The 15,475-nt window shown below is 67.1% G+C and carries 16 protein-coding genes; 3 read left to right on the top strand and 13 right to left on the bottom strand.

What is annotated here, in order from left to right:
- Positions 1 to 10 precede the first annotated feature (10 nt).
- From ACUJB0_RS16850 to ACUJB0_RS16890, 9 genes are read right to left on the bottom strand one after another with little or no spacing between them, the layout of a single operon-like run.
- Entirely contained in the window at positions 11 to 1,279 is a 1,269-nt protein-coding gene (locus ACUJB0_RS16850) for an EAL domain-containing response regulator (protein WP_444846212.1), read from the bottom strand.
- An 11-nt stretch (positions 1,280 to 1,290) separates the two neighbouring features.
- On the bottom strand, positions 1,291 to 2,364 hold the full coding sequence (locus ACUJB0_RS16855) for a protein-glutamate methylesterase/protein-glutamine glutaminase (RefSeq protein ID WP_444846213.1): 1,074 nt from the start codon (positions 2,362 to 2,364) through the stop codon (positions 1,291 to 1,293).
- On the bottom strand, positions 2,361 to 2,894 hold the full coding sequence (locus tag ACUJB0_RS16860; RefSeq protein ID WP_444846214.1) for a chemotaxis protein CheD: 534 nt from the start codon (positions 2,892 to 2,894) through the stop codon (positions 2,361 to 2,363). Before ACUJB0_RS16860 ends, ACUJB0_RS16855 begins: the two co-directional genes overlap by 4 nt.
- Complete coding sequence (locus ACUJB0_RS16865; protein WP_444846215.1) at positions 2,891 to 3,697, bottom strand: CheR family methyltransferase; 807 nt, start codon at positions 3,695 to 3,697, stop codon at positions 2,891 to 2,893. The genes ACUJB0_RS16860 and ACUJB0_RS16865 overlap by 4 nt, the downstream gene beginning before the upstream one ends.
- A gap of 9 nt (positions 3,698 to 3,706) precedes the next feature.
- Positions 3,707 to 4,297, bottom strand: a complete 591-nt coding sequence (locus ACUJB0_RS16870; protein WP_444846216.1) for a chemotaxis protein CheW — start codon at positions 4,295 to 4,297, stop codon at positions 3,707 to 3,709.
- A 7-nt stretch (positions 4,298 to 4,304) separates the two neighbouring features.
- Positions 4,305 to 6,485, bottom strand: a complete 2,181-nt coding sequence (locus tag ACUJB0_RS16875; protein WP_444846504.1) for a chemotaxis protein CheA — start codon at positions 6,483 to 6,485, stop codon at positions 4,305 to 4,307.
- Between the two features lie 48 nt (positions 6,486 to 6,533).
- On the bottom strand, positions 6,534 to 6,842 hold the full coding sequence (locus ACUJB0_RS16880; RefSeq protein WP_444846217.1) for an STAS domain-containing protein: 309 nt from the start codon (positions 6,840 to 6,842) through the stop codon (positions 6,534 to 6,536).
- Between the two features lie 16 nt (positions 6,843 to 6,858).
- The gene (locus ACUJB0_RS16885) at positions 6,859 to 7,227 is read right to left on the bottom strand and encodes a response regulator (protein WP_117012716.1); all 369 of its coding nucleotides are present in this window, start codon (positions 7,225 to 7,227) and stop codon (positions 6,859 to 6,861) included.
- 21 nt (positions 7,228 to 7,248) lie between these two features.
- Positions 7,249 to 8,406, bottom strand: coding sequence for a methyl-accepting chemotaxis protein (locus tag ACUJB0_RS16890; RefSeq protein ID WP_444846218.1), 1,158 nt, complete (start codon positions 8,404 to 8,406; stop codon positions 7,249 to 7,251).
- Positions 8,407 to 8,766: 360 nt separating this feature from the next.
- On the opposite strand from ACUJB0_RS16890, the gene aqpZ reads away from it, so the two are divergent.
- Positions 8,767 to 9,459, top strand: coding sequence for an aquaporin Z (gene aqpZ / locus ACUJB0_RS16895; RefSeq protein ID WP_444846219.1), 693 nt, complete (start codon positions 8,767 to 8,769; stop codon positions 9,457 to 9,459).
- Positions 9,460 to 9,483: 24 nt separating this feature from the next.
- On the opposite strand, the gene ACUJB0_RS16900 is transcribed toward aqpZ, so the two are convergent.
- Entirely contained in the window at positions 9,484 to 11,088 is a 1,605-nt protein-coding gene (locus tag ACUJB0_RS16900; RefSeq protein ID WP_444846220.1) for a methyl-accepting chemotaxis protein, read from the bottom strand.
- Positions 11,089 to 11,365: 277 nt separating this feature from the next.
- Here ACUJB0_RS16900 and ACUJB0_RS16905 point away from each other — a divergent pair, with 277 nt between their 5' ends.
- A complete protein-coding gene (locus ACUJB0_RS16905; protein WP_444846221.1) occupies positions 11,366 to 11,932 on the top strand; it encodes a Crp/Fnr family transcriptional regulator in 567 nt (188 codons plus the stop codon).
- A 32-nt stretch (positions 11,933 to 11,964) separates the two neighbouring features.
- Here ACUJB0_RS16905 and panD read toward each other — a convergent pair whose 3' ends face one another.
- The gene (panD, locus tag ACUJB0_RS16910) at positions 11,965 to 12,321 is read right to left on the bottom strand and encodes an aspartate 1-decarboxylase (protein ID WP_117012711.1); all 357 of its coding nucleotides are present in this window, start codon (positions 12,319 to 12,321) and stop codon (positions 11,965 to 11,967) included.
- 197 nt (positions 12,322 to 12,518) lie between these two features.
- Between panD and ACUJB0_RS16915 the strand changes: the two genes are divergently transcribed.
- Positions 12,519 to 14,243: a GGDEF domain-containing protein gene (locus ACUJB0_RS16915; protein ID WP_444846222.1), complete on the top strand. Its 1,725-nt coding sequence runs from the start codon at positions 12,519 to 12,521 to the stop codon at positions 14,241 to 14,243.
- Position 14,244: 1 nt separating this feature from the next.
- Here the strand turns inward: ACUJB0_RS16915 and ACUJB0_RS16920 are convergent, their stop codons facing one another.
- Together ACUJB0_RS16920 and ACUJB0_RS16925 are read right to left on the bottom strand one after the other, a co-directional pair.
- Positions 14,245 to 15,162, bottom strand: a complete 918-nt coding sequence (locus ACUJB0_RS16920) for a hypothetical protein (protein WP_444846223.1) — start codon at positions 15,160 to 15,162, stop codon at positions 14,245 to 14,247.
- Complete coding sequence (locus tag ACUJB0_RS16925; protein ID WP_444846224.1) at positions 15,159 to 15,422, bottom strand: DUF6932 family protein; 264 nt, start codon at positions 15,420 to 15,422, stop codon at positions 15,159 to 15,161. The genes ACUJB0_RS16920 and ACUJB0_RS16925 overlap by 4 nt, the downstream gene beginning before the upstream one ends.
- Positions 15,423 to 15,475: the final 53 nt, after the last annotated feature.

Consider the following 15,475-nt stretch of genomic DNA (forward strand, 5'->3'; position numbering starts at 1 on the left):
ACTTGTTGGACTACGGCTGCTCCGCCAGTTCGCGCAGGCGGCGCCGCTCGTGGCGGATCCACGCCACCAGCTCGCCGGCCGGCATCGGCTTGGACAGCAGGTAGCCCTGCGCCATGTCGCAGCCCAGGCTGCGCAGCAGCCGCCAGTCGGCCAGCGTCTCCACGCCCTCGGCCACGGTGGCCACGCCCAGGCTCTGGCCCAGGTCCAGCGCGCTCTTGAGCACCATGTGGCGGTTCGGCCATTGCCACGCGCCGTGGACGAAGGCGCGGTCGATCTTGAGCTCGGTGAACGGACAGCGGGCGAACTGCTGCATCGACGAGTAGCCAATGCCGAAATCGTCCATCGCCAGGCCGAAGCCCATCAGCCGCAGCCGCCCCATATTGGTCAGCGCCTGCGAGAGCTGGCGCATCACGCTGGTCTCGGTCACCTCCCACACCAGCGCCGACGGCGGCACGCCCGAGCCGCTCACCAGCGCCATCAGGCGGTCGATGAAGCCGCGCTCGGCCAGGTTGTCGGCCGACAGGTTGACCGACACCGTCAGCGGCGGCAGGCCGTGTTGCTTCCACTCCAGCAGCCGGTCCAGCACCTGGCGCACCATCAGCAGCGTGAACTCCTCCATCAGCGGCGTGCCTTCCAGCGCCTCGATGAAGTACAGCGGCGCCAGCAGCCCGCGCGTCGGATGCTGCCAGCGCGCCAGCGCCTCCAGGCCTTTCAGGTGGCCGTTCTGGATGGTCACCTTGGGCTGGAAGTACGGGACGAATTCCTGCCGCGCGATGGCCTGCTCCAGCTCCTCCGGCGGCGGCATCTCCGGCCGCGCGCAGGCCGGGCTGACGATGGTCTTCTTGCCGGCGCGGTCGAGCAGCATGGCCAGCGCGTCCAGCTGCACCGGCTTGAGCAGGGTGCCCAGCAGGTCCATGCAGGCGTCCTCGAAGTTCATGCTCTCGATCACCTCCAGCAGGCGCGGGTCGCGCGCGCTGACCACGATCAGGTTGCGCGCCAGCTGCCGCTCGCGCAGCTGGCAGGTCAGCTCGATGCCGTCCATGCCGGGCATCTCCAGGTCGGTCAGCACCAGGAACACGCCGTCGCCGCCCAGGCGCTCCAGCACCGCCAGCGCTTCGACGCCGTCGGCCGCCTCCAGCACCTCGCCGAAGTCGAGCTGGCGCAGCAGGCCGCACAGGTAGCCGCGCTGCACCAGGCTGTCCTCCACCACCAGCACGCGCTGGCCGCTCCACACGTGAAGCGGGGCGGCGGCGCCGGCGGACAGGATGGAGGTGCTCACGATGGCCGCCGTCAGTAGGAAAGCTGTTGCAGGATTTCGCGGTAGATCGCGTTCAGCGGCAGCGACTTTTCCACCCCGCCGCGCTTGACCGCCTCCTTGGGCATGCCGTACACCACGCAGCTGGCCTCGTCCTGGGCCACGGTGCGGGCGCCGGCCTTGTGCATCTCCAGCATGCCGGCGGCGCCGTCGTCGCCCATGCCGGTCATGATCACGCCCAGCGCGTTGGCGCCGGCCGCGCGCGCGGCCGAGCGGAACAGCACATCCACCGAGGGCCGGTGGCGATTCACCAGCGGGCCGTCCACCACCTCGACGTAGTACTGGGCGCCGGTGCGGCGCAGCAGCATGTGCTTGCCGCCGGGCGCGATCAGCACCAGGCCCTGCAGCACGCGGTCGTTGTTGGCGGCCTCCTTGACGCGCACCTGGCACACGCTGTCCAGCCGCGAGGCGAAGGCGGCGGTGAACTTCTCCGGCATGTGCTGCACCACCACGATGCCGGGCGAGACGCGCGGCAGCGACGTCAGCACCTCCTCCAGCGCCTGGGTGCCGCCGGTCGAGGTGCCGATCGCCACCACGCGCTCGGTGGTGGTGGTCATCGGCCGGTATTCGGACGGCGGCAGGATGGCGTCCGCGTTGAGCTTGGCCGTGACCGGCGGCGGCGCCGGCCGGTTGACCAGCTTGCCGACGCGGGCGCCGGCCGCCGCCCGCACCGCCGACACCAGCTCGTCGGCGGAGTCGTGCAGGAACTGCTTGAGGTCCAGCCGCGGCTTGGTGATGATGGCCACCGCGCCGGCCGACAGCGCCTCGACCGAGGTCTGGGCGCCCTTCTCGGTCAGCGTCGAGCAGATCACCACCGGCGTCGGCCGCTCGCCCATGATCTTGCGCAGGAAGGTGATGCCGTCCATCTTGGGCATTTCAACGTCGAGCACGATCACGTCCGGCCACTCGGTCTTCATGCGCTCCATCGCCAGCAGCGGATTGGCCACCGCGTGGCCGACCTTGATGCCGGGCGCCGCGTTCAGCAGGCTGCTGAGCACCTGGCGCACCACGGCCGAGTCGTCGACGATCATCACGTTGATTGCACTCATATCTTCTCCTTGTGCGGCGACGCCAGGCCGCCGGCCAGTTCCGGCGGCACCTGCCGGCTCAGCACCTCGCCGCTGCGGATGGTGAAGATCAGCTGCCGGTGGCCCTCGCCGAACAGGCTCTCGGACACCACCCGGATGCCCTGCTGCTGCAACAGGCTGCGCGCGTAGTCGCCGTTCTGCAGGCCGATGTCGCGCACCTTGATATTGCGGGGGAACATGGCGGCGCCGCCGAAGATCTTGCCCTGGCACTGGGCCAGCGGCACGCCACGGCGCAGCATGCCGCTGATCAGCAGGTCCATGGCGTCGGCGCCGTACATGCCGGGCTTGTCGTGGCTCTTGCGGCGACCGCTGCCCGGCAGCAGGAAGTGCGACATGGCGCCGATGCGCAGCGCCGGATGCCACAGCGTGACCGAGACGCACGACCCCAGCAGCGTGCGCACGCGGAACTGCTCATCGCCGACGAAATAATCGCCGGGCATCAGAAAGATATCGATGAGCTTGGAGTCGGGCATGGTCGGCGTCTCTATCATGGCTTGCGATAGATCGAGGGGGCCACGGCGACCAGGGTGTCGTTGATGTCGTTCAGCGTTTCCGAATGGCCGATCAGGAAGTAGCCGCCCGGCCGCAGCAGCGCCAGCAGGCGCGACACCACCTGGCGCTTGGTCGCCAGGTTGAAGTAGATCATCACATTGCGCAGGAAGATGACGTCGAAGCTGCCCAGCTTGGGCAAGGGTTCGTTCAGGTTCAGGTGGCGGAACTGCACGCGCTGGCGCAGCGGCCGCTCGATCAGCAGCGTGCCGGCCTCGCTGCCCTGGCCCTTGAGGCAGTAGCGCTTCAGGTAGGGCAGCGGCATCTGGCTGGCGCGCTCGAGCGGATAGTGACCGCAGCGGGCGCGCTCCAGCACGCGGGTGCTGATGTCGGTGCCCAGCACTTCCCACGGCGCCTCGTCCAGCACGTCGGCCAGCACCATGGCCACGCTGTAGGCCTCCTCGCCGCTGGAGCTGGCCGCGCTCCACACGCGCATGGTGGCGCGCTTGTCGCGCGCCTCCAGCGCCAGCTCGCGCAGCAGCGCGAAGTGCTTGGGCTCGCGGAAGAAATAGGTCTCGTTGGTGGTCAGCAGGTCGACCGCCACCTGCAGCTCGGCCGGCTGGGCGCGGCTCTCGAGCAGGCGCAGGTAGTCGCCGTAGCTCTCCAGCTGGTAATGCGCCAGGCGCTTGGCCAAGCGGCCGCTGACCAGCGCCTGCTTGCCGTTGGCCATGCAGATGCCGGCCGCCTCGTAGATGAAGCGCTGGAACTGCAGGAACTCGCGGTCGGTGATCATCACGGCTGCCATGGCGCCGCCTCAGGCGTGGTAGCCGGCCACGGTGCCGCGCGCCATCTCGACGATCTCCTCGCTCGACAGCACGCGGCCGATGTCGAGCAGGATCACGAACTTGCCGTTGCACTTGCCGATGCCGGCGATGAAGTCGGGCCGGATGCGGGTGCCGAACGACGGCGCCGGCTCGATGTCGCCGGCCGCGATCTCCACCACCGCGTTGACCGCGTCCACCAGCATGCCCAGCACCTGCTTGCCGTCGCCGCCGTCCACCTCGACGATGACGATGCAGCTGCGCTTGCCGATCGCGCTGGGGCCGCGCTCGAAGCGCGCCGACAGGTCCATCACCGGCACCACCGCGCCGCGCAGGTTGATCACGCCGCGCACGCAGGACGGCATCATCGGCACCGTGGCCAGCGCACCGTATTCGATGATCTCCTTGATGTGCAGGATGCCGACCGCGTACGGGTCGTCGCCCAGCATGAAGGTCAGGAACTGGCTGGGCAGGGCGGCGCCGCTCTGCAGCGCCACGATGGCACTGCTGCCGTAGGTGACCGCGTTGGCGGCCAGGTTGTTCGCTGCGGTGTGCATGGTGTCCTCTTCGCGGGGTTGGTCCATTCGACGGTCAGGCGGCCAGCGCCGCCGTGGCGCCCTTGCCGCTGACGGTGTGCATCAGCGCGGCCACGTCCAGGATCAGCGCCACCTCGCCGCTGCCCAGGATGGTGGAACCGCTGATGCATTTGACTTCGCTGAACAGCGGGCTGAGCGGCTTGATGACGGTCTGGAATTCGCCCAGCAGCGTGTCGACCACCAGCCCGGCGCGCTGGTTGCCCAGCTTGAGCACGACGATGCTCTCGCGCCGCGTGGCCGCGCCGTCAATGCGGAACAGCTCGCGCAGCCGCACAAACGGCAGCACCTGGCCGCGCAGGTTGCAGTAGTCCTGGCCCGGCTCGGTGGCGTACTCGATGCACTCCTCGATCATGTCGAGCGGGATCACGAACACCGAGGCGCCCACCTGCACCAGGAAGCCGTCGATGATGGCCAGCGTCAGCGGCAGGCGCACCGTGACGGTGGTGCCGGCGCCCTCCTTGCTGGAGACGTCGACGCTGCCGCGCAAGGCCGTGATGTTGCGCTTGACCACGTCCATGCCGACCCCGCGCCCGGACAGGTTGGTGATCTTCTCGGCGGTGGAGAAGCCGGCCTCGAAGATCAGGTTGTAGATCTCGCTGTCGCTGAGCTTGCGCTCGGGGTCGACCAGGCCGCGCTCGACCGCCTTGGCCAGGATCTTCTCCTTGCGCAGGCCGCCGCCGTCGTCGCTGACCTCGATGACGATGCTGCCCGATTCATGGAAGGCGTTCAGCTTGATCATGCCCTTGGCGGGCTTGCCGGCCGCCACCCGCACGTCGGCCGGCTCGATGCCGTGGTCCATGGCGTTGCGCACCAGGTGCATCAGCGGATCGCCGATCTTCTCCACCACGGTCTTGTCCAGTTCGGCGTCCTCGCCGTCGACGATCAGGCCGATGTCCTTGCCCAGCTCGCGCGCGACGTCGTGCACCACGCGCTGGAAGCGGTTGAAGGTGGCGCCGATCTTGACCATGCGCAGCTCCAGCGCGGCGTCGCGCACCTCCTCCACCAGGCCCGACAAGGTGGAGGTGCATTCCTGCAGCTCGGTGTTCTGGATGTGCTGGCCGATCATGTCGGCGCGCGCGCCGGCGATGATCAGCTCGCCCACCAGGTCGATCAGACGGTCCAGCTTGTCGGAGTCGACGCGGATCGAGCGGCTCTCCTGCGCCTTCTGCTCGCTGACCTGCTTCTGCTTGGCCAGCGCGGCCTCGACCACTACCGGCGGCACGTTGCCGGCGTCGACCAGGATGCTGCCCAGTTGCTGCGGCGGGGCATCGTCTTGCGGGTTGGCGGGATGCGACTGCTGGTGCAGCGCGCCCTCAAGCTCGTGCGCGGTGACGCTGCCGCAGCGCACCAGGATCTCGCCCAGCCGCGCGGCCTGCTCCGGCAGCGCGCGGATCAGGTCGACGTAGTGCGACACCTTGCTGTGCGGCGGGATGATGCGGATCTCGCAGTCGTCCTGCACGAACTCGAACACGCCGGCGATGGCCTCGCGGTCGGCCGTGCTGTCGAAGGCGATCTCGAAGCCCAGGTAGCACAGCTCGGCGTCCATGTCGTCGGCGGCCGGCAGCGCGTCCGGCACGGTGGCGATGCCGACGATCTTGCCCAGCTTGGCCAGGTAGCGCAGGAAGGCGATCGGGTCCATGCCGTTCTGCAGCACGCCGCGCCCGAAGCGCAGCGAGATGTGCCAGTAGTCGCTGTCGCCCCTGTCCTTGTCGATGCGCTCGACGCCCGGCTCGGCGTGCACCGCCAGCGGCGCGTCCGCCGGCGCGGCATGCTCGGCCGAACCGCCCGCCATGTGGCGGCGCAGCTGCTGCAGCAGCATCTCGCCTTCCGGCGCGGTGTCGGGATCGGCCTCGAGCTGGCCGGCGGCCAGCGCGTCGGTCATGCCGGACAGGTAGTCGCAGCACGACAGCAGCAGCACGATCATCTCGTCGTTGAGCGTGACGCGGCCGTCGCGCACCTCGTCAAGCAGGCTCTCGACCACGTGGGTGAAGGCGACGATGTGGTCCAGGCTGAACAGCCCGGCCGAGCCCTTGATGGTGTGCGCCGCCCGGAAGATGGCGTTGATCGCCTCGCCCTGCTCGCCCGCGATGTCGACGTTGAGCAGCGCGTTCTCCATGTCTTCCAGCAGCTCGCGGCTTTCGGTGATGAAGGTCTGTAGTGCTTCGTCCAGGTTCATGGTCATGCCCTCGGAACAAAATTAAACAGATGAATGCGGATATAGCGGTCAGGCGTGCATCAGCAGGGCGTCGCCAAAGAAGGCGCCCAGGTCCAGCATGTCGAAGATCTCCAGCACCGCCGGGCTGTGCTTGACCAGGCGCAGTTCGCGCTGGTCGGCGTGGGCGGTCTGCTTGGCCAGCATCAGCACCTGCAGGCCGGCCGTGTCGAGCTCGGTGACGCCGGACAGGTCGAGCTCCAGCACCTGGGTCTTGCGCAGCGCGTCGAGCACGATCGCCTTGAGGTCGGCGGCGCGGTAGATGGTCATCTCGCCGTCGAGGGCGACGCGGGCCACGGCGGCCCCGTTTGCATCGGACATGGCGTCCTCCGTCAGGTTATGGCATCACAAGTTTGGCCACCGCGCCCAGCAGCACCTCGGGCTTGAACGGCTTGACCACCCAGGCCTTGGCGCCGGCCGCCTTGCCCTCCTCCTTCTTGCTCTCCTGCGACTCGGTGGTGAGCATGATGACCGGCGTGAATTTGTACAGCGGCAGTTGCTTGAACTGGCGCACGAAGGTGATGCCGTCCATGTTGGGCATGTTGACGTCGCACACGACCAAGTGGATCTTCTGGCCGGTGCACTTGGACAGCGCGTCAACGCCGTCGCGCCCTTCGATGACGTCGTAGCCCGCGCCCTTGAGCGCGATGCCGACCACTTGCCGCAGCGAGGCCGAATCGTCGACCACCATGATGGTTTTAGCCATGTTCTGTTCCCCGTTTAAACGTCAGAAAAAGGTGATCTCGTCGGCCGCCGCCGCCACCGGCGCGGCGCGGCTGGAGCCGCTGTGCACCGCGTGTTCCTCGGCCATCGCGTAGGTCTTCTGCAGGTCGCCCAGCAGCGGCTGAGGATCCAGCGGCGCCAGCACCTGCTCGGCGTTATAGCGGTCGCGGTTGTCGCGCAGCAGCGCCGGCAGCTGCTCCATGTTCTCGCGCACGTGCGCCATCACCTGGCTGACGCGGTCCTGGAATTGCAGCTGCACCAGCGCCTCGCCGACCTCGCCCTGGATGCCGATGCTGTCCTGCTTGAGTTTGTCGGACGACTGCACCAGCGCGTCGGTCATCGCGCGGAAGTCCTGCAGCACGGCGGCGATCATGCCCTCGGCCGACTGCATGGACTTGTCCTCTTGCTCGCTCGACAGCTCGGCGGCCTGGCTGGCGGCCAGGATGGCGCTGCTGATCAGGCCGACGCGGTTGGAGATGTTGCGGCCAGTCTCGGCCGAGCGGCTCGACAGGTTGCGCACCTCGGTGGCCACCACCGCGAAGCCGCGCCCGGCCGGGCCGGCGCGCGCCGCCTCGATCGCGGCGTTGAGCGCCAGCAGATTGGTCTGGGCGGCGATGCTGGCCACGCCCTCGGCCATGTCGCGCAGCTCGCGCGTGAAGCGTTCCAGGTCCTTGATCTGCGCCAGCATGGCCTGCTTGGACGACATGGCCGACTTCATCGACGTCACCACCGAGCCGAGCTGGGTTTCGCTGCGCGAGAAGATCTCGGTCATGGCGTTGCCGCCGTGGCCGCTGTCATGGCTGGACACGTGGACCGCGTCGTCGAGCTTGTCGACGATGCTGGAGAAGCGCCCGGCCAGGTCGGCCACCGCCTCCTCCATCTGGCTGCGGGAATTTTCGATGTGGCGGCACCAGATCGGCAGCACGGCGTCGCCGAAGCGTTCGCGCGCGGCCAGGTAGTCCTCGATCATGGCGCGCTCGCCGCCACCGGGCGCACCGGCGCCGCGCACGCTCCAGGCCGCCGCTGCCAGCAGCAGCGCCGCCCACAGGATGGTGTACCAGCCCCACGCGCTCCAGCCAGCCACGATGGTCCCCAGCGCGCCGCCGCCGGCCAGGCCGAAAGGCAGCAACAACTTACTGTCGAATCCGCTATTGTTCTTCACTGGATGCCACCCCACTGTAGTGTGCCGGCGCCGCGTTCGCAGGGCGCCGTGAATCCAACTGTATCCCAGAAATAAAGCACGCGCCACAATGTAGGCGGCGATTCAATTGTATCGGTTGTTTTACGCGACAGGATTTTAAATAGCTTCCGAAGGGAAATAATTTGACGTCCGGATGCGGCCCGCCGCGCACGCTCCCCACCCGCCTGTTGCAGCCGCGCAACCGCGCGCCGGCCGCCAAATTACTAGCATTTCGGAAGCCGCACCGGCCACGCCGGACTCGACATTTGCGCGCTTCCCGGTTAGATTGCCAACGTTGCATGCCAATGATGCAAAGTTGACTATCAAATTATGGGGAATGAAATGAAACAATATGGCGCGGAATTTTTTGGAACCTTCTGGCTGGTGCTCGGCGGCTGCGGCAGCGCGGTGCTGGCGGCGGCTTTTCCGGGTGTCGGCATCGGCCTGCTGGGCGTGTCGCTGGCCTTCGGCCTGACGGTGCTGACCATGGCCTACGCCATCGGCCACATCTCCGGCTGCCACCTGAATCCGGCGGTGTCGATCGGCTTGTGGGCCGGCGGCCGCTTCCCGGCCAATAAGCTGGTGCCGTACATCGTGGCGCAGGTGCTGGGCGCGATCGTCGCCGGCGGCGTGCTGTACACCATCGCCAGCGGCAAGGCCGGCTTCGACGTCATGGGCGGCTTCGCCTCCAACGGCTACGGCGCCCACTCGCCTGGCGGCTACTCGCTGCTGGCCGCGCTGGTGACCGAAGTGGTGATGACCATGATGTTCCTGCTGATCATCCTGGGCGCCACCGACGAGCGCGCACCGAAGGGCTTCGCGCCGCTGCCGATCGGCCTGGGCCTGACCCTGATCCACCTGATCAGCATCCCGGTCACCAACACCTCGGTCAACCCGGCGCGCAGCACCGGCGTGGCGCTGTACGTGGGCGACTGGGCCACCAGCCAGCTGTGGCTGTTCTGGGTCGCGCCGATCGCCGGCGCGCTGCTGGGCGCGGCGATCTACCGCTTCATCGGCTCGCCGGAAAAGACGTAAACGGTTTAAACCGTTTAGATCGTTTTAAGCCAGCACGGGGCGCGCGCGCCCCGGCACCGGAGGGCGCCGCAGCGCGGCGTCGTCCAGCTTGAAGATGCTGACCGCGGCCGCCAGCTGGGCCGCCTGCTCCTGCATCGCGTCGGCCGCCGCGGCGGCCTGCTCCACCAGCGCGGCGTTCTGCTGCGTCACCTGATCCATCTGCGTGATCGAGCTGTTGATCTGCTCGATGCCGTTGGTCTGCTCGCTGCTAGCGGTGCTGATCTCGGCCATGATCGCGGTCACCCGGCCGATGCTGCCTACCACCTCCTCCATCGTGCTGCCGGCCTGGCCCACCAGGCGCGTGCCGGCCGCCACCTTGCCGACCGAATCGTCGATCAGCGCCTTGATTTCCTTGGCCGCGCCGGCCGAGCGCTGCGCCAGGTTGCGCACCTCGGACGCCACCACCGCGAAACCCCTGCCCTGCTCGCCCGCGCGGGCCGCCTCCACCGCCGCGTTCAGCGCCAGGATGTTGGTCTGGAAGGCGATGCCGTCGATCACGCCGATGATGTCGACGATTTTCTTGGACGAGGCGTCGATCGAGGCCATGGTCTGCACCACGTCCGACACCACGGCGCCACCGCGCTGCGCCACGTCCGAGGCCGACGCCGCCAGCTGGTTGGCCTGGCGCGCGTTCTCGGCGTTCTGCTTGACGGTGGCGGTCAGTTCCTCCATCGACGACGCGGTCTCCTCCAGCGAGCTGGCCTGCTGCTCGGTGCGCGAGGACAGGTCCAGGTTGCCGGCGGCGATCTGCGACGAGGCGGTGGCGATGGCGTCGGTGCCGTGGCGCACGTCGCCGACGATGCCCACCAGCGCGGCCGACATGCGGTGCAGCGCCTGCAGCAGCTTGCCCGGCTCGTCCTGGTGGTAGCTGGCGGCGCTGCGGCCGCGCTCGACCAGGTCGCCGCCGGCCACGCACTCGGCCAGCGCCACCGCCTCGTTGATGGGGCGGGTGATGCCGGCTGTCAGCCACCACGCGAACGCCACGCTGAAGGCCACCACCAGCGCCGCCATCGCCATCAGCAGGTTGCGGCTGTCCTTGGCCACCTGGTCGATGCGGGCGGCGGCGGCGTCGATCTCCTTGCGCTGGTGGTCCAGCATTTTCTGCAGCATCGCCTCATAGGTCTTGGCGGCCGGGATGTAGGCGCTGTCGAGCAGCTGGGTGGCCTGGTCGGCGTCGCCGGCGGCCTTGGACTTCATGACGCCGTCGCGCGCGGCCACGTAGGCCTTGCGGGTGTTGACCAGGTCGGCCATCAGCGCCTTGTCGTCGTCGGTGGCCAGCTCCTCGATCTTCTTGATCAGGCCCTGGGCGTAGGCGGTCGAGGTCTTGGCCTCCTCGGCAAAGAAGGTGGCCAGCACCGGGTCGGCGCTCTTGGCCACGGCGGTGGTGCGGCGGATGCCGGCGAACACCACGCGGTACCAGTCGGCGATCAGGCGCTCCTTGGCCAGCGGCAGCTCCATCATCGAGCGGGTGGATTCGGCCACGCCCTGCAAACGGTAGATGCCCAGTCCGGTGTTCAATATCAGGATCGCCAGGATGGCGGCAAATCCCAGCGATAAACGCCGCCCGATGCTGAGGTCGCTTATTTTCATTCCGTTCTCCGTTCGCATGAAGTGGGGGCCGGTCTTGAATTGCCGGCTGGCATTTCCTCAGTCTATGGTAACGCCAATTTGACAACTCGTTCAACTGGTTGAAGTTTCAAATATATTTTCGATTTACATTCCAATTCACAACAAAACTTGCGTTACGGACTGAGAAAACGTTTACACTTCCGGCTGATTATCGGCGGCCATTTGCATGCCGGGACGCGGACCACCACCAAAAATGAACCAGGCATTCTTAGATCACAGAGCAAAGTACCGGGAGACAGTGGCCCGGCGTTTCAAAGTCACGCCGGACACATATGACGAGGTGACGCGCCTGTTGGCGCCGCTGGCGGTGGGGGTCAGCCTGCGCAAGGGCGAATATCTGCAGCGCATCGGGGTGGTGGCCTCCAGCGTGCACTGGCTGCACAGCGGGGTGGCGCGGACCGGCTTCATCACCGAGACCGGCAACGAGGTGACGCTGCATTTCCTGACCGACGGCGAGACCGCGGCCGCGCACGACGACCTGCTGCGCGCGCGCGACGACGAGCCGGCGCTCAATTTCGTGGTGGCGGAGACGGCAGTGCACGGTTACCGGCTGGACTGGCTGGAGATCAGCAAGCTGGCGCACAACAACGGGCTGCTGCGCGATTATTATTTGAAAGTGTCGGAGCGCGGCATCATTGACCAGAGCCGGCGGCGCTACCAGAGCGCCTCGCCGGCGCAGGGCCGGCTGAGCGCGTTCCGCCGCGAATATCCCGGGCTGGAGCAGCGCATCTCGCAGAAGGTGGTGGCATCCTTCCTGGGCATCACGCCGCAGTACATGTCGCAACTGCTGCGCAACTCCACCTGAGCAAGCGGGGCCGGACCCGGCCCCGCCCTGGTTTACTTCATGCCTTTGATCTTGTTCTTGTCGTCGACGAACACGACTTTCGGCTTGTAGTCGCGGGCCTGCTCTTCGCTCATCGGCGCGTAGGTGCAGATGATCAGCAGGTCGCCCAGCTGGGCGCGGCGCGCGGCGGCGCCGTTCAGCGAAATCTCGCCCGTGCCGCGCAGGCCCGGGATCGCGTACGTGGCGAAGCGCTCGCCATTGTTCACGTTGTACAGCTCGATCTTCTCGTTGACCCAGATATCGGCCGCGTCCAGCAGGTCCTGGTCGATCCCGCACGATCCCTCGTAGTTCAAATCCGCCTGCGTGACCGTCACCCGGTGCAGCTTGGAGCGCAGCATAACTCGTTGCATAGACATCTTCTTCCCTCAATTATTAAACATTTAAGCTTTGCATCCACACAAACCGCCGTGCCGTGACGCGAGGCCGCCATCCTACCATTAGCCGCACACAGCCGTCTCATTTCAAGCCGAGGCCGCCCTCAACAACCACAGCGGCCGCGCTTTATGGCATATTGCCAACTAGCAAATTGGAATGCAGGTTGGCAGCAATGAGATTAACCCGATTATTCGCCCTCACCGGCGCAGTGCTGGCGTTGCTGGTGTGCGGCATGCTGGGGCGGCTGCTATGGGGCGAATGGCTGCACTACCGCGCCGCCGGCACCGGCAACCAGACGCTGCAGCTGATGCGGCGCGCCATGGTGGCCGCCGAAAAACTCTCCTTCGAACGCGGCCCGGTCAACGCCGTGCTGGGCGACCACGTGCCGGCCGACCCGGCCTACCGCGAGCGGCTGCGGCGCGCCCGCGCCGACACCGACCTGGCGCTGGCGCGGCTGCGCGACGAGCTGGCCGCCGACTCAGGCCCCGCCATCCCCGCCACCGCGCTGGCGCCGCTGCACGCGGCGCTGGCGGCGGCGCGCCAGACGGTCGACCAGCTGGCCGCCCTGCCGCCGGCCGAGCGCACGCCGGAACGCCTGGACGCGGCGGTCGAGCGCATGTTCGCGCTGGTGCCGCTGGCGCTTGACGCGGTGACCGGCTACACGCGGGCCTCGGAGCAGATCTACCCCAGCATCGCCCGCATCCTGATGAAGGCGCGCCTGACGGTCGAGCTGCGCGAGTACGCGGGCCGCCTTGGCTCGGCGCTGACGGTGCCGCTGGCGGCCGCCCGTCCGCTGGCCGAGAGCGACCATGAACGCCTGCAGTTCCTGCGCGGCCGCATCGAGCAGCTGCGCCAGCTGATCAAGCTCCCCGGCAGCGACATCGACAGCGAGCCGCGCGTGCTGGCGGCGGTGGCGCGCATGGACCAGGTCTACTTCGGCGGCGGCCAGCGGCTGGTGGCCGAGATCGAGCAGGCCAGCCGCGCGGGCCGGCCCTACGGCATGGACACCGGCCAGTTCGCGCAGCGCTACGTGCCGAACATGGCGCCCATCCTGGCGCTGCGCGACGTGCTGCTGGACGAGGCGCGGGCCCAAGCCCTGCGCGACTTCGAGACCGCGCGCCGTGAACTGATGCTGGCCCTGATGGTGGGCGCGGCCATCCTGCTGGCGCTCACGCTGCTGCTGCTGATCGTGCGGCGGCGCGTGGTGATTCCGCTGCTGCGCGCCACGCGCGCCGTGGTCCGGCTGGGCAACGGCGACTTCTCGCCGCCGCCCACCGGCGCCCGCCGCGACGACGAGATCGGCGACATGCTGCGCGCGCTGGCGACCCTACGGGCCAACAGCATGGACCGCCAGCGGCTGGAGCAGGAGCGCGTGCGCCTGATCGAGGAGCTCAAGGTGCGCGCCGACACCGACTACCTGACCGGCATCCTGAACCGGCGCGCCTTCACCGCGGCCGGCAACCTGCGCCTGCGCGGCGCGCGCGAGCACAATGAATCGCTGGCGGTGATCCTGTTCGATGTCGACCACTTCAAGTCGGTCAACGACTCCTACGGCCACGACGCCGGCGACCAGGTGCTGATCCGCATCGCCGAGGTGGTGCGCGACAGCCTGCGCGACGGCGAGATCGTGGCGCGCTACGGCGGCGAGGAGTTCGTGGTGATGCCGGCGTCCTGCGGCCTGGAGGCGGCGCGCGCGCTGGCCGAGCGGCTGCGCGAGGCGATCGCGCGCGAGCCGCTGACGCTGAACGACGGCCATATCCTGCGCGTGACGGCCAGCTTCGGCGTGGCCGTGGCGCACGGCCCGCACGCGGCGCTCGACGACCTGTTCCACGCCGCCGACCTGGCGCTGTACCGCGCCAAGCACAATGGCCGCAACCGGGTCGAGAGCCAGGTGTGAACTACGAGTCGGCCAAGCCGATCATCTGCCTCTTGAGCACATCCTTCTTCGTGACGGCGTTCCAGTATTTGGTGGTGCGAACCAGCAGCGTCGCCGATTTCCTGATCGCCAAGCGCAGTACCGCCTCGGTTTGATCCAACGGGAACCTCACCTGCACCTTGCCCTGCTGAGTACGGATTTCCAGGCGGCCGGTATCGGTGATGCCGGACACAAGACCAGAAATTTTTTCGTCGTAAGTTTCCGGCTCCGCGACGGCATCCAACAGTACTTTCAAGCGAACAATTTCGTCCGTGCTTCCCTGCCAGGTAAAGCACTGCGTTGGCGATTGCCAGGAAAATTCCGCAGACAGCCCGGCCGCTTTAATCGCCTTCATCGCATCGCCAAAATGAGCGGCGGCGCGACCGCCCATCGCATCGACCGCATCATAAAAAGCATCATTATTTGCAGCAAGCAGATTGAACGTTTGCGTCAAGGTCGCATGCAGCAGACTCTCACCCGACAAATCAGCGGCTGCGTTTCCGGTTAATGATATTCGGGCGGATCCCCGCGACAATCCGGCCAATTTCAAATTCAACGTGTCCGCTATTTCGCCACCTATGCGCCCGTCTACCGCGCCATGACGGATACGGTAGGCCGCAGCTTTCCAGGCCTTCAACAACGGCTCGGCAATACGAATAAACGCTTCCAGCGAGATCGCCCCGTCGGCTTGGGGGCCGATAAATCTCAAGTCAAGCAGCTCACCGACTTGCGCGGCACACGCTAATTGCAAATCCTGCGCAGCGTCCGTGGCTGCTTGCTTCTGATTTCTGGCTGTGGCTTGCAACCAGAAATCAGCGGGGTTCTGAGCCGCTTGCGCCGATGATTCACGCGCGAATCCGGCGAGCGTCTGCGCGTGCTTCTTCAGGAATTCAATGCTCATATGCTTAGCTCCACAAAACCCTTGGCACTCTTGCCATCGTGCTGAAAGCCAAATAGTCCGCGCGGGTATGAGCCGTCTATCCACAGTATAGCGCTTACATATTTTGTCTGGAGATTTGAGACCCACTGTTGAAATAGCAGGAAAAGACGCTGTCGCTGGTCGTCATCGGGGAATGGGGAAACCGCCAGTTGCTCCAGTTCCGGAAGCGTCATTCGATGTATGCCCGCGGTCAACAACGGTGGGGAGTCTGGTTTAGGCATGTGGCCTCCTGGCGCGGATAACTTGGACTAGCTTAACCGCGCCAGCGCTCAGG

The sequence above is a fragment of the Duganella caerulea genome, assembly GCF_040362985.1.
Lineage (GTDB): Bacteria > Pseudomonadota > Gammaproteobacteria > Burkholderiales > Burkholderiaceae_D > Rugamonas > Rugamonas vulcania.

Coding starts and splice junctions, on each gene's coding strand:
- ACUJB0_RS16885 (WP_117012716.1), bottom strand. CDS start 7,227: ATGGCTAAAACCATCATGGTGGTCGACGATTCGGCCTCGCTGCGGCAA.
- ACUJB0_RS16920 (WP_444846223.1), bottom strand. CDS start 15,162: ATGAGCATTGAATTCCTGAAGAAGCACGCGCAGACGCTCGCCGGATTC.
- ACUJB0_RS16915 (WP_444846222.1), top strand. CDS start 12,519: ATGAGATTAACCCGATTATTCGCCCTCACCGGCGCAGTGCTGGCGTTG.
- ACUJB0_RS16860 (WP_444846214.1), bottom strand. CDS start 2,894: ATGATAGAGACGCCGACCATGCCCGACTCCAAGCTCATCGATATCTTT.
- ACUJB0_RS16900 (WP_444846220.1), bottom strand. CDS start 11,088: ATGAAAATAAGCGACCTCAGCATCGGGCGGCGTTTATCGCTGGGATTT.
- panD (WP_117012711.1), bottom strand. CDS start 12,321: ATGCAACGAGTTATGCTGCGCTCCAAGCTGCACCGGGTGACGGTCACG.
- ACUJB0_RS16875 (WP_444846504.1), bottom strand. CDS start 6,485: ATGAACCTGGACGAAGCACTACAGACCTTCATCACCGAAAGCCGCGAG.
- ACUJB0_RS16855 (WP_444846213.1), bottom strand. CDS start 2,364: ATGAGTGCAATCAACGTGATGATCGTCGACGACTCGGCCGTGGTGCGC.
- ACUJB0_RS16925 (WP_444846224.1), bottom strand. CDS start 15,422: ATGCCTAAACCAGACTCCCCACCGTTGTTGACCGCGGGCATACATCGA.
- ACUJB0_RS16865 (WP_444846215.1), bottom strand. CDS start 3,697: ATGGCAGCCGTGATGATCACCGACCGCGAGTTCCTGCAGTTCCAGCGC.
- aqpZ (WP_444846219.1), top strand. CDS start 8,767: ATGAAACAATATGGCGCGGAATTTTTTGGAACCTTCTGGCTGGTGCTC.
- ACUJB0_RS16880 (WP_444846217.1), bottom strand. CDS start 6,842: ATGTCCGATGCAAACGGGGCCGCCGTGGCCCGCGTCGCCCTCGACGGC.
- ACUJB0_RS16870 (WP_444846216.1), bottom strand. CDS start 4,297: ATGGACCAACCCCGCGAAGAGGACACCATGCACACCGCAGCGAACAAC.